The organism is Phocaeicola sp. GP0067 (assembly GCF_031119655.1).
Taxonomy (GTDB): domain Bacteria; phylum Bacteroidota; class Bacteroidia; order Bacteroidales; family Bacteroidaceae; genus Phocaeicola; species Phocaeicola vulgatus.
The window spans coordinates 169,853-184,191 of sequence record NZ_JAVHZY010000006.1; the positions used below are offsets into that span (position 1 = coordinate 169,853).

8 protein-coding genes are annotated in these 14,339 nt (G+C 41.1%); 7 read left to right on the forward strand and 1 reads right to left on the reverse strand.

What is annotated here, in order from left to right:
• The first annotated feature begins 65 nt into the window (after window positions 1-65).
• Window positions 66-2,231 carry a hypothetical protein gene (locus RE317_RS07120; protein WP_005851364.1) on the forward strand — a complete coding sequence of 722 codons (2,166 nt, stop codon included), beginning with the start codon at window positions 66-68 and terminating at the stop codon, window positions 2,229-2,231.
• A 6-nt stretch (window positions 2,232-2,237) separates the two neighbouring features.
• Here RE317_RS07120 and RE317_RS07125 read toward each other — a convergent pair whose 3' ends face one another.
• Entirely contained in the window at window positions 2,238-3,083 is an 846-nt protein-coding gene (locus RE317_RS07125; protein WP_005851365.1) for an AraC family transcriptional regulator, read from the reverse strand.
• A gap of 163 nt (window positions 3,084-3,246) precedes the next feature.
• On the opposite strand from RE317_RS07125, the gene RE317_RS07130 reads away from it, so the two are divergent.
• The 6 genes from RE317_RS07130 (at window position 3,247) to xylE (ending at window position 13,179) form a co-directional block, all read left to right on the forward strand.
• A complete protein-coding gene (locus tag RE317_RS07130) occupies window positions 3,247-4,302 on the forward strand; it encodes an efflux RND transporter periplasmic adaptor subunit (protein WP_032939787.1) in 1,056 nt (351 codons plus the stop codon).
• Between the two features lie 18 nt (window positions 4,303-4,320).
• The gene (locus RE317_RS07135) at window positions 4,321-7,368 is read left to right on the forward strand and encodes an efflux RND transporter permease subunit (protein WP_005851369.1); all 3,048 of its coding nucleotides are present in this window, start codon (window positions 4,321-4,323) and stop codon (window positions 7,366-7,368) included.
• Window positions 7,368-8,660: a TolC family protein gene (locus RE317_RS07140; protein ID WP_008782194.1), complete on the forward strand. Its 1,293-nt coding sequence runs from the start codon at window positions 7,368-7,370 to the stop codon at window positions 8,658-8,660. The genes RE317_RS07135 and RE317_RS07140 overlap by 1 nt, the downstream gene beginning before the upstream one ends.
• Before the next feature lie 148 nt (window positions 8,661-8,808).
• The gene (locus RE317_RS07145) at window positions 8,809-9,996 is read left to right on the forward strand and encodes a BamA/TamA family outer membrane protein (RefSeq protein WP_008782195.1); all 1,188 of its coding nucleotides are present in this window, start codon (window positions 8,809-8,811) and stop codon (window positions 9,994-9,996) included.
• Window positions 9,983-11,689, forward strand: coding sequence for a phosphoethanolamine transferase (locus RE317_RS07150; protein ID WP_005847079.1), 1,707 nt, complete (start codon window positions 9,983-9,985; stop codon window positions 11,687-11,689). Before RE317_RS07145 ends, RE317_RS07150 begins: the two co-directional genes overlap by 14 nt.
• A gap of 50 nt (window positions 11,690-11,739) precedes the next feature.
• Window positions 11,740-13,179: a D-xylose transporter XylE gene (gene xylE / locus RE317_RS07155; protein WP_005851375.1), complete on the forward strand. Its 1,440-nt coding sequence runs from the start codon at window positions 11,740-11,742 to the stop codon at window positions 13,177-13,179.
• The last annotated feature ends 1,160 nt before the right edge of the window (window positions 13,180-14,339 follow it).

The window sequence follows — 14,339 nt, forward strand, 5'->3', positions numbered from 1 at the left end:
AATGAATATGATTAGAACCAAGAACCTCTGTCTTTTGTTTCAAAATAAAACAAACTTGAACAATTATGAGTAAATTAATGGCTATATTGGTTATCATCTTTTTATGTATATCTTGTACAGATAATGCAGAATTACCCGTAAAGCCCGATAAAAATGAAGGTACAGAAAATGTTTTGATAGAGTTGGCTGTAACTGTACCGGCGGTCACCTATACCCGTACAAGGGGGATAGTTCGTACGATTGATCATGAAACTTTGATAAATGAGATTCAAATATTGGTATTTGAGGAGGGTAAATATAAATATCGTGTGCCGGGGTTGTCTATCAACAACACTGCTTCTACCATAACTTTTACGGCGTTACTGAAATCCGGTGATATCCCTATGAAGTTATTGATTTTGGCAAATGCCACCGATGTGGTAGTGGCTGATGAGCCTGTCGTTGGTGATAGTGAAGAAATGATAAAGAAGAAAATGAATCGAAAATTTGATTATCTGACATCTGTTTTTCCCATGTCTGGAGAATATGAATTGCCGGAAGGTTTGAAGCCGACGGGAACAGGTACTATTTTAGGATTGAAAATGTTACGTTCCATAGCTAGAGTGGATGTGACAGCTACGGAAGTGGCTAATTTTAGAATGACAGGGGTAAAAGCTTATCGGGCCAATAATTATCTGCAAGTTATTCCGGATGAAACGGGAGTGAGCAAAGTAACTTTTCCAAGTGTACCCGAAGGTAGTGACAGGAATGTGGACAGTTCGATATTTCCTGTTTCTTCAGAGAATTGGAATAATTTTTCCGCCCGGCTTTATTTATCCGAAACTTGGTCGCCTGAACCTGAAGACCAGGTAGATAAAGCTACTTGTATAGTGGTAGAGGGATACTATGCTGATAGCAATACGCCAAGTTATTATCGAATGGATTTTGATCCGGATAATAACCATAATGCTTTTGGGCAAGTTTTACGCAACCATAAATATATATTTAATATAAAGAAGGTATCGGCTCCGGGATGGAGTACGCCGGATGATGCAGCCCATAACCGTTCATCTAATATAGTGGCGGAGGTACAAGCATGGGATGATGATACTATGGATATGTATTTTGACGGAGAACATCATTTCGGAATATCAACACGTGAAGTTGTTTTGAAGCATAAAACCGGCTCTGAGGGAATTATTAGTGTCAGTACAGACCTTTTGGATTATACGTTGCAGTGGGCAGATGATGCAGGTGTGCTTCAAGGAACCGGAGCCCAGTCTTTGTCTAATGATTATTTTACAGTAACGAAGGAGGATAATGGAAGTCGGTTGGTGATAACAGCTTTGCAAAATAATTTGGCAGATGGTAGCAACCGTATACAGCATTTTGTGATTACAGCTCAGCGGTGGACTATTTATGTCAGCATACAGCAGAAGTATGATATAGCAGCTTATAAAACGATCAATTTGATGTCATTTACTTCCGGTCTGGGGTATTTGGGTACTAATATTTTAGGTTCTAGTAGTGCTGAAGCTCGTGCTACCGGACTTCGTGGTATTTTGACTAATCAAACTAATTTTGGACCCGATGGGGTAGTGGAGTGTGGCGGTTATAATTTGGTGGGAGTAGGGGCTAATGCTAATAATTTGACAGATGCTCTTTTTTCTCTGTTTGATGTAGTATATATAAATTATGTGCCAACCTCGCAGTTTGGTAGTCAAGATGCTCATAAACTTCATAACTGGCTGAAAACAAAGAAGAATCGTGTCTTGATCGCCTCTTATGATGCTTCCGATGTAAGTCAGAATTTGTTAGCGGAAATTCTTGCGGGGAAGAGTGGCATCAAATATTTTACATCAAACGGAGGACCTTATCCTTTGGCTGCTTCTACTATTGGTAATCATTATTTTACTACTGACGGACCTTTTACCAAAAATGCTCCTGTCACTTCGAATTTTGCATTACGGAATTATGATATATATCATGGTGAGATACAGGTGAATACTAGTGCTTCTGAGGGCATAACTCCTATTTTGATGGGGCCTGGTGGGGGAATAGTGTTGGGTATAGATTATTCCAGGAGAATTGTATATTGGGGGGATACAGATATGAGCAGTAATTTATCCGGTACAGGGGCGACTAGTGAGAATCACATTAATAACACAGCAGGAACCATCAATAATGATGCTTCCAAATTGATAGCCAATGTTTTTGCATGGATTACCGAAACCGTATTATATGGGGAATGAGCATTGTTATGTGCTCTCCCTATACTGTTTCGGTGACATTCCTGTATATCTTTTAAAGTATTTTCCAAAGAACGAGATGTCTGGGAAATTAAGTGAATAGGCTATTTCCTGAATGGTAAGGTCTGTGGATTTTAGTTTGGCTTCCGCATCTGTTATCACTAGTTTGGCGATGATATCTGTAACAGTTTTTCCCGTAATCTTATTGACTGTAGTACTGAGGTGCTGAGGGGATATATGAAGCAGGTCGGCATAAAAAGCTACACTCCGTTCTTTCGTATAATGTTTGATGATATATTGGACCAGGCGTTTCACAATTTCTTCTCCACGGTTGAAAGTACGTGTGGTTACATTGGTGTTCTGATGAATGCTGCCTACACCGTGCAATATAGTGAGCAGCATGGTGCTGATTAAGTCTTTATTGGGCTTGGCTCCCATACGTTTCATTTTTATCAGCAACAGGAAATAGTCTTGAAACAACTCGGTTATTTCGGGACGCAGAGGGATAATGGGCGTGTCAATCAGGGCTGAAAGATAGTTCATGGTGGAATTGAAGAGATTTATTCCGTTCAGCAACTCTTTGTTGAATCCTATCAAGTACAGACGACAGTCGGGACTTTGCCGGTGAACATGTACAAAGGTTTCTGGCAGAATAGTGACAATGTCGTTCTTTTGTATCTTGTGTTCAGACAGATGGATCGTTATGTCACATTCACCTCGCAGGCACAGAAGGAACAAGCATCCTTCCATTCGTTGCGGGTAGTGGTAAATACGGCCTAATGATCCTGTCATGTCAATTTCTGCAACGAAATCCTTATTCGATTTAAATAAGTTAATGTCATCTATATACTTCATAAAAATAAAGAAGGTTTTGATTATGCACCACAAATATAGGGCAGTTAGAGCAGATAACAAAGAAAATGCTTAAAAATAGACTAATATATCTTACTGTTAGCACTTGTACGCTTTTAATAATTATAAGAACTTTGCAGCGAAACTAATAGTGAAGATAAACAGTATGAAAGGTAAAAATTTGTCTATTATGGCAATGATTGCGGCAGTGTTCTGTTCTTGCGGACAGCAACCTGCACAAGAACGCGGTCCTCGTCCCGTGAAATTGGTGGAAGTGACCTCGTTAAGCAGGATCGAAAAATCGTATTCAGGTGTTGTGTCGCCTGATCAGTTCAGTGACTTGGCATTTAAAATGTCCGGTCCGCTGGTAGCAATGAATGTACTCGAAGGACAACGGGTGAAGAAAGGACAGGTAGTGGCCGAAATTGATCCGACAGATTACAAACTGGATTATGACGCTAAGAGGGCTTCATTCCAAAAGGCGTCATCACAGATGCAACGCGCAGAGAAACTGTTGGCCAAGAATGCTATTTCCATGCAAGAGTTCGAAACGACCCAAGCTTCGTATACCAATGCCAAATCGGCATTTGAAAATGCGCAAAACACATTGAATGACACCAAGCTACGCGCTCCATTTGATGGCTTTATCCAAAAAAAATATGTTGAAAACTATCAGCGTGTACAGCCAGGACAAGGAGTGGTGTGTTTGATTAATCCAGCTAAATTGCAAGTGGAGTTCACTATCCCCGAAACGAATATTTCTTATGTAACTTCTCCTTCTACTATTTACGTAGAATTTGATGCCTATAAAGGAAAATTATTTCAGGCAAAAGTAAAGGAGTATGTAGAGGCTTCTCCCGATGGGGCAGGAGTTCCTGTATTCCTTTACATTGATGATCCGGAATTTGATTTGAAAAAATATAAGGTATCGGTGGGCTTTTCTTGCCGTGTTATTGTCAATATTGAGAATGATGTGGTAAAAGAAGGAATTACAGTGCCTTTGTCCGCTGTAGTGTTTGATAATAACTTGAATAGCAAGATCGTATTTATATATAATCCGTCTACACAGAAAGTAGAACTGCGTAAAGTCAGTGATGAGGGAATTATTGTAGGACGTAACGACCTGATAGTATCCGGAAATATTGAACCGGGCGAACAGGTTGTGTCTGCCGGAGCGTCTTATCTGGTAGATGGCCAGCAAGTAAAAATATTAACAGAATAAAAAAGGAGAGAGCATATCATGAATATTCCAAAATATTCTTTGGAGAACCGGAAGGTTATCTATTTCTTTTTGGCTATTTTGTTGATAGGCGGAGTAATCTCCTTCTTCAAGCTGCCTAAGAAAGAAGATGCGCCTTTCGTGATAAAGACTGCGGTATTGGTTACCCAGTATCCGGGAGCGAATCCACATGAAGTGGAGAAACTGATTACGGAACCGATTGAACGTGAAATTCAGTCCATGACAGATGTATATCAGATTAAATCGGAATCTTATTTCGGACTGTCTAAGATTTCTATTGAACTTCAGCCTACGATTGATCCGGATTATATGCCTGTAAAATGGGACGAATTACGTCGTAAAGTGGCGAATATACAACCCAAGTTGCCCAGTGGGGCGTCTACCATTACTGTAAATGATGACTTTGGTGATGTGTATGGTATTTATTATGCTTTGACAGCTGATGAGGGCTTCTCGTATACCGATTTGCGTGACTGGGCACAGCGTATCCGTACTCAGTTGACTCCGATTGAGGGAGTACAGAAAGTAATGTTATACGGAGAGCAGACCGAAGTGATCAATGTCAAGATATCTACCTCCAAACTTTCGGCATTGGGTATTGATCCCACTTCGATTATGGGCATTTTGCAGAAGCAGAACATACAGGTGAATACAGGAGATATAGCGACAGAAATTTATCAGTTGCGCTTGCGTACGGAAGGGACTTATACCAGTCTGGAAGATATAGAAAACCAGTTGATTATCAGCAAGGACGGACGGGAAGCCCGTTTGGGGGATATTGCAACAGTGGAGCGTGGATATTATGATCCGCCTTCAACCTTGATGCGGGTCAATGGTAAACGTGCTATCGGTATAGGTGTGGCCAGTGGAGCAAAGGATAATGTGGTAGCTGTGGGTAAAGCAGTGGACGAAAGGTTGGCGGAAATAGAGCAATTGTTGCCTATCGGCATTGAACTGACCTCGCTTTATCCTGAGGACAAGATTGCCGATGAGGCGAATAATGGCTTTATCCTGAATTTGATAGAATCATTGGTTATTGTTATCCTGATTATCTTTGTGGTGATGGGATCGCGTGCCGGTATGCTGATAGGTAGTTCGTTACTTTTCTCGGTAGGTGGTACTTTGCTTATTATGTTGATGTGGGGGGTAGGATTGAACCGTACTTCCTTGGCGGCATTTATTATCGCCATGGGGATGCTGGTGGACAATGCCATTGTGGTGACAGATAATGCGCAGATAGGTATCAAGCGCGGAAAATCACGTTATCAGTCATTGATAGAGGGAGCCATCAAGCCGCAATGGGCATTGCTGGGCGCTACTTTTATTGCTATCTGCTCTTTCCTGCCTTTGTATCTGGCACCGGCATCCGTGGCTGAGATTGTGAAACCGCTATTTGTTGTATTGGCTGTATCACTGGGATTGAGCTGGATTCTGGCTTTGTGCCAGACTACGACTTTTGGTAATTTTATTTTGAAAGAAGCTGTTCCCGGCGGTGCGATGAAAGACCCGTATGATACTAAACTCTATCATAAATTCGAGAAGTTTCTGACCTTGCTGATTAAACGCCGTTTTGTGACATTGACCACGGTTTTTGTAACTTTGGTGCTTTCTTTGGTTATTATGGCTGTTATGCCTCAGAGTTTTTTCCCGAAAATGAATAAGCCTTATTTCCGTGCTGATCTGGTATTCCCTGAGGGATTTAGTATTCATGCGGTAGATCAGGATGTGATGAAGGTGGAGGATTACTTGAAGAATCATGAGAAAGTTAAATCATATTCGGTGACATTGGGTGGTACTCCGTTGCGTTACTATTTGGCAAGTTCTTCTTTTGGACCGAAGTCTAACTATGCCAATGTGATGGTGGAAACTAAAGACCCCGAAGATGCAGCCGAAGTGGAACAGCAGTTTTATGAGCACATGACTCAGAACTTTCCCAATATCATTACCCGTTCGGCACTTTTTGCTTTGTCTCCGGTGCCTGAAGCTGCTATTGAGATCGGTTTTATCGGTGAAAATCCCGATACATTGACCGCATTGGTTGAAAGGGCGAAAAAAATAGCCCGCCAGTGTGATATGGTGACGGATATCCGTTCCAACTGGGGAGATAAGGTGCCCGTGTGGAAACCGATGTTCTCTCAACAGAAAGGTTTACGCTTGGGGATTACCCGTCAGCAGGTTGCCAACTCATTCCGTACGGCTACCAATGGTTTGCCTTTGGGAGAATATCGTGAGGGGGATGTTTCCTTGCCTATCCTGCTGAAAGATGAGGATGTGGAAAAAATGAACTTGAATGATGTGAAAAGTGTGCCTGTATTCAGTACGAAAGGAAATTCCGTGAAAGTGGAACAGGTAATCGATAATTTCGCTTTGGGTTATGATTATAATGTAGTCCGTCGCTTTAACCGCGAGCGTTGTATGATGATGCAATGTGAACCTAAACGTGGAGCCAATACGATGGCTGCGTTTAAACAGGTGCTTACTGCCGTACAAGAGCAGATGCAGTTGCCCGAAGGGTATAAAATGAAATATTTCGGTGAGCAGGAAACACAGGATGTAAGTAACGCTGCATTGGCGAAGAATATTCCGCTGACTTTCCTGTTGATTTATGTGGTTCTGCTGTTTCTTTTCCCCAGCAACTACCGCAAGCCGGTATTGATTATGCTTATGTTGCCGCTGGTGTTTATCGGTGTGGTATGGGGATTGCTCTTGTTTGGCAAGTCATTGGACTTCTTTGCCATCCTCGGTCTGTTGGGGTTGATTGGTATGAATATCAAGAATGCCATTGTGCTGGTCGATGAAATCGGACTTCAGTTGAAGGATGGAAAGGGGGCTGTGCCTGCCGTGGTCGAGGCTACCAAGACACGTATCGTTCCGGTGACCATGGCTTCCGGAACTACTATTCTGGGTATGCTTCCATTGTTGGGCGATGCCATGTTTGCAGGTATGGCGGCTACCATTATGGGTGGTTTGTTCGTATCGACGGTACTGACCATTTTTGTTCTTCCGGTAACTTATTGTATTTTCTTTAAAATCAGAGCAGACAGATAATGAAAACTAAGATGATCTATATTATAGGTATGGCTTGTATGACCGGTACACTTTCGGCTCAGACTGTCGTGGATTATTCTACCTTTGAACAAAAGGTACTGGATTATAGCCAAACCTTAAAACAGAGTGTGGCACAACGTACAGCTATGCAGAAGGCTATGAAAGCGGCAAAAACCGCTTTCTTCCCGGCTGTTGATGCAACGGGAAGCTATCAGTATCGTATTAACAAATACGAGATGGATTTTGGCGGAATGGCTGTTCCTATGGAGCACGATTCATACAGTGCCGAAGTAGGGGTATCACAACCTATTTATGCCGGTGGAAGCATCTATCACAATTACAAGGCTTCCCAAATACAAACCCAGATGGCGGATAAGTCGGTGGATTTGACAACGGATAATATTATCTATGCTGCTGAAGCCAGTTATTGGGGAACAGCCGCACAAAAAGAAATGTATGAAACGATGTGCCAGTATGTGCAGATTATTGAGCAGTTGACCAAAGTGCTGCAAGATAAGTACGATGATGGCTATATCAGCAAGACGGATCTCATTCAGATGCAGACCCGTTTGAAAGAGGCTGAATTGCAACGTTCCAGCAGCTACCAGTCTTATCAGGTCGCCTTGCAGAATATGAATGTGCTGATGGGATTGGAACCGCTGGCTGAAATGGATTTGACGGATTCTATTTCTACCATATTGCCTATGCCTGCCTTTATTGGAGCGGAAACAGCCTTGAATGTGCGTCCCGATTATGCTATCTCACAGTTGGATGTGGATTATCAGAAAAGACAGGTAAGTCTGGCTGCCGCCAAGTACAATCCTTCTCTTTCTATCGGTTTTAAAGAGACATGGGGAACACAGATGTTGAACATTTCGGGCGAAACTATGTTTAATAGTAATGTGTATGCCTCTATTAAATTGCCGATTTTCCATTGGGGAGCCCGCTTTAAATCGACGGCTGCACAGAAGGCTATTTTATTAAGCAAGCAGTATGCATTGCAAGATAAGCAAGACCAAATAAGCAAAGAAGTGGCGAAGGCGTGGACTAGTCTGACCGAGAATACCCGTCAGATAAGTATTGCCGAGGAGAACTGCAAACTGGCAGAAGAGAACTTGGATTTGAACACTTTTAGTTATACTGAAGGTAAGTTGACTATTTTGGATGTGCTTTCTGCACAGCTGACATGGATACAGGCATATACAAACCTTATCCAATCTTATTATGAGCAGAAGATTGCGTTGGCTGATTACAGAAAAGCAACCGGTATAAGGTATTTAGGACAGAAATAGGTAAATTCAGACCAGATTCTTATTATATAAAAAAGTCACAATAAAGCAGGTTTGGCTATCTTTGTATCCAGACCTGCTTTATTTGTTTTTATTCAGTTTATGTTTACTGTAAAGCTTGTTTTAACAGTGGAAAAAAGAATAGATTACAATGAAGAAAATATCATTTTGGATCGTAATCTTTATATGTATGGCAGATGCGGCTTTGGCAGTCACGCAAGAGGGTGGGCTGTTTTATTTGCCTGAAGATACGACAACGCAACACAAAGACAGCACAGTACAGAAAAGGACTTTTTTCAAAAAGTTTCTGGACTATTTTAATGATGCTAATAAAGATAAGAATCATAAGAAATTTGATTTCAGTATTATTGGCGGACCACATTACAGTACGGATACCAAACTGGGGCTGGGACTGGTGGCGGCGGGGCTTTATCGTACCGATAGAAATGACATGCTTCTTCCTCCGTCCAATGTATCTTTATTCGGAGATGTTTCCACTGTTGGCTTCTATATGTTGGGGATACGCGGAACTCATATCTTTCCGCAGGACAAATACCGGCTGGATTATACTCTTTATTTTTATTCCTTTCCTTCCAAGTTTTGGGGAATAGGGTACGATATGGGTAAGGTAGATGCCAATGAATCTGATTTAGATCGCTGGCAAGCACAAGTTAAAGCTAGTTTCCTGTTTCGGATAGCGGATAATCTATATGTAGGTCCTATGGCATCTTATGATTATGTGCATGGTAAGAATATGGAACGCCCCGAACTACTGGAGGGGATGAATCTTACTACTGCTAATTATGGAGTGGGCCTTTCTTTGGCATATGATTCGCGCGATGTGTTGACCAATCCCCATAAGGGATATTATTTGAATATTACCCAGTGTTTCCGTCCTAAGTTTTTAGGAAACGATTATGCATTCAGTACTACGGATTTGCGTACCAGTTATTATCATCCTGTATGGAAAGGAGGATTGTTGGCAGGAGAATTACGCGGTACTTTTAATTTCGGTAATCCGTCATGGGCCATGATGGCGTTGTTGGGAAACTCGTATTCCATGCGTGGTTATTACGAAGGGCGCTATCGTGACAAGCATAAAATAGAGGGGCAGGTGGAACTGCGTCAGCATGTATGGAAACGTAATGGTGTTGTAGTTTGGATAGGGGCCGGAACTGTATTCAATAAGTTCAGTGCTTTGTGCATGGACAGAGTGTTGCCTAATTATGGAATAGGTTATCGTTGGGAGTTTAAAAAGAATGTAAATGTTCGTCTGGACTATGGATTTGGAAAAAATGGACAGTCTGGTTTTATCTTTAATATAAATGAAGCATTTTAAAGAATTTATTCAGTGGTGTTGTGAGCCACAACGGTTGTTCGTTCTGTTCATCGTTGTCTTGGCCATTCCCAATGTGGCATTGTTTTTTACAGAACAGCAAATGACACTTTGGGCACGTATTTGTAATGTCATTCTGCCGGTATCGGTTTATTGGTTGATTATGACATTGGGGCGTAAACCTGGAAAGACTATTTGGATCTTATTTCCGTTTGTTTTCTTTGCGGCATTCCAACTGGTATTGCTATACCTGTTCGGGCGTTCTATCATTGCAGTAGATATGTTCCTGAATCTGACAACTACTAATTCCGGGGAGGCGCTGGAACTGTTGGATAATTTACTGCCGGCTGTAATTGGTGTTTTTGTTGTTTACATTCCTGCTTTGGTCTTGGGAGGTTTTTCATGGGCCCGGGGTAATCAGTTGGAATATTCTTTTATTCGTTCTCAACGTAAGTATGCCTTGGCAGGCATTGTTGCAGGAGCGTTATTGACCGTTATCTGCTATGCGACGCAACGTGATTATCAAGTAAAGATCGAAATGTATCCGGCTAATGTATGTTATAATCTAGTATTGGCTGCAGAACGTGCGGGCGAAACAGCCGGATATGCGGAAACTTCAAGGGATTTTACTTTTAATGCCAGTGCCGCACATGATGAAAACAGCCGGGAAGTTTATGTCTTGGTGATAGGGGAAACGGCCCGTGCCTGTAATTTCGGACTTTATGGTTATGAAAGGAATACTACTCCATTACTTGATAAAATGGAGGGGGTGGTAACTTTCACGGATGTGCTTACCCAGTCTAATACTACTCATAAAAGTGTGCCTATGTTGCTTTCGGCAGCTTCGGCTGAGGATTATGACTGTCTTTATAGACAGAAAGGAATCATTACCGCTTTCAAGGAAGCAGGATTTCATACTGCCTTTTTTTCGAACCAGCTTCCTAACCATTCTTTTATTGATTTTTTGGGGATGGAGGCAGATGATTGGAAGTTTATCAAGAAAGATGCTCCGAAAGGAGCCAATATTTCGGATGACGAACTATTGTTTCTGGTAGAAAAGGAGCTAAAGGCAGGTCATCAAAAATTATTCATCGTGCTGCATGCCTATGGATCACATTTTAATTATAAAGAACGTTATCCCGAATCCATGTCTGTCTTTAAACCGGATAATCTGACAGACGCCAAATATGAGAATAAAGAGTATTTGATGAATGCATATGATAATACCATCCGTTATACAGATGGTTTCCTGGCTTCTTTGATCACTTTATTGCAGAAAACAAACTCTTTTTCGGCTATGCTTTATACTTCGGATCATGGAGAGGATATTTTTGATGATAATCGAAAATTATTTTTACACGCATCCCCGGTCCCGTCTTATTATCAACTGCATGTGCCATTTTTAATTTGGTTGTCCAAAACATATAGAGAAAAGAATGTGGAAGTACATGAAGCTATATTGCAGAACCGTGAAAAACCGGTGGCGGGAAATGCTTCCGTGTTTCATACCATGCTGAATTTGGCAGGGGTACAGACACCTTATAGGGCAGATAGCCTATCGGTAGCAAACAGACAATATCTCATTCGTCCGCGTTATTATCTTAATGACCATAATCTTCCTAAGTCATTGGATAAGATAGGATTAAAAAAGGAAGACATAGAACAGTTCAGACGGAATAATCTTGTTTTTCCTTGATGTGAAAAAGATTTAAAATGGTTGGAGAATTATAATAGAATTACGTATTAATGATTATTTTCGCACAGCTTTGTTATTGTATTTATTACGAAAACTATTATAATTCTTTTATTATGAAAAACAAGAAAAACAATTTCTATCTGATGGGAGTGGTGTTTATAGCCATTCTCGGCGGTTTACTTTTCGGTTATGATACAGCTGTTATTTCGGGGGCGGAGCAGGCTCTGCAAAAACATTTGGGATTAGATGCTTTCTGGCATGGCGTGACTGCTTCCAGTGCATTGATAGGTTGCGTCATTGGCAGTGCTTTTTCCGGTTATTTTGCTTCGGGGCTAGGACGTCGTAATTCGTTGCGTCTGGCTGCTTTATTGTTCTTCCTGTCTGCTTTAGGCTCTTATTATCCCGAATTTTTATTTTTCTCTAAAGGAGATACTTCGTTTGCATTGATCCTTGCTTTTAACTTTTATCGTATCATCGGGGGAATCGGTGTAGGACTTGCCTCTGCTGTTTGTCCGATGTACATTGCCGAAATTGCCCCTTCCGAAATTCGTGGTAAATTGGTTTCCTGTAATCAGTTTGCTATTATTTTTGGCATGTTGGTAGTCTATTTTGTCAATTATATGATTAAAGATGGTATGCCGGATGAAGTGCTTGTTTCCGATGGTTGGAGATATATGTTTGGTTCAGAAGCGGTTCCGGCTGCATTATTTGGCATTTTATTGTTTTTGGTTCCTGAAACTCCGCGCTATTTGGCTATGACCCATCAGGATGATAAAGCGTTTTCTGTACTTGAAAAAGTAAATGGAACAGATAAGGCTAAAACTATTTTGTCTGAAATAAAGGCTGTGACTTCCGAGAAAACGGAAAAACTGCTTACATACGGGCTGACAGTTATTGTAGTCGGCATCTTGCTTTCTGTATTTCAGCAAGCTATCGGCATTAATGCTGTGCTTTATTATGCACCGCGTATTTTTGAAAAAATCGGTGGCGGTGGCGATGGTATGATGCAGACTGTGGTAATGGGGGTAGTTAATATTCTCTTTACATTGATTGCCATCTTTACCGTAGAGAAGATGGGACGTAAACCCTTGTTGATTGTTGGTTCTATTGGCATGGCTGTAGGTGCATTCTGTGTTGCGTTTTGTGATGAGTTTCAGGTGGGAGGTATTCTTCCTGTTCTTTCCATCATAGTTTATGCTGCATTCTTTATGATGTCATGGGGACCTATCTGCTGGGTGTTGATTGCAGAGATATTTCCGAATACTATCCGCGGCAAGGCAGTGGCTATTGCTGTAGCTTTCCAGTGGATATTCAATTATCTGGTTTCTTCCACTTTTCCTGCCATGTATGAATTCAGTCCGGTATTTGCCTATGGGCTTTATGGCGTGATTTGTGTGCTTGCAGCTCTGTTTGTGTGGAAGATGGTTCCTGAAACAAAAGGAAAGACTTTGGAAGATATGACTCGTCTTTGGAAAGAAAGAGCAAGATAAGTTGGTGCGATGCCGGAAATGGTGTCTTTCATACCGGAGAATAGAAGCCATCCCTTTCAACTTAACAAATAGAAAGTTGGACGCGAAAATGCCCTCATGCCCTCACTTTGGCTCTAACTGGTTTATAATGAACTGCTTATTAGTGATGGTAGCATCTGTGTTAGTGAGGGCATTGCCCTCACTAACACAGATGATTGAAAATAAATTATTCTAACTTTATCATGTGATATAAAGTACCTTTTCTGCTGGCTTTTGGGTGAATGTTCAGTTTGCGTATAATGTGTCTGTGTTAATTTATCTTGTTGATTGACAGGCTTTTCACGCTTGTACTCTTGCAAATAATTGAAAATCTTCATGTGCGGTCAGCCTTTCTCCCTTCTTCTCTGTAGTGGCGGAATAGAAGTGACATTTAAACAACTGTTCCAAAGGCGAAATTTACTCAAATTCGATGTTGTTTTGCCACAATACCTTCTCATTTTCATCATTCAACCCATAACGTTCGTTCTTATAAAGCAGCTGCATGGCTTGTGCAGCGAGTTGGCGGTAGTCTATGTATGCATATTTCCCTGTCTCTTATCTGTTTTCTCCCTTTTATTTTCTCACTTTTATATATTTGTAATTGCTTATTCACCACTGTGACTAAGTTTAATTACAGTAGTGGTTAAAGTTAACTACAATAGTGATTAGACTTAATTACATTCGTGATTAACAGATATTGAACTTTTAATCGTCAAAGAAGAACAGTATGATACAAACTACGGCACCGTTATTTATGCCGTTTGTGCAAGGAAGAAAAGCTGAAAAAACAGGGGGCTTACCAAATAACCGGTTTATAGGCTTGTGCATGTATATTATATTGTGAATGAGTGTCTTAAGAGATGAGAATGAGGTGTGAGGGTAATGACTTTACAATGAGTGGGTTATAGTTGGAAATGAGGGCATGAGTGGGAACAACTTATAGAGCATCATTATGACATATTTAAGTATGCTCAGCATAGATGCCCCATACATTATCTTGCTGTAATGTATAGAAAAGAGCCGTATCATTACTCGGGAGTAGAGTTGATACGGCTCTTTTTATGGCTGATAAAGGGTGTCAAAGTAGCCTCGGATGAAAAGTCCTTTTCCTCAAAGGTTGTGTTTTGACACCCTTTTCTTTT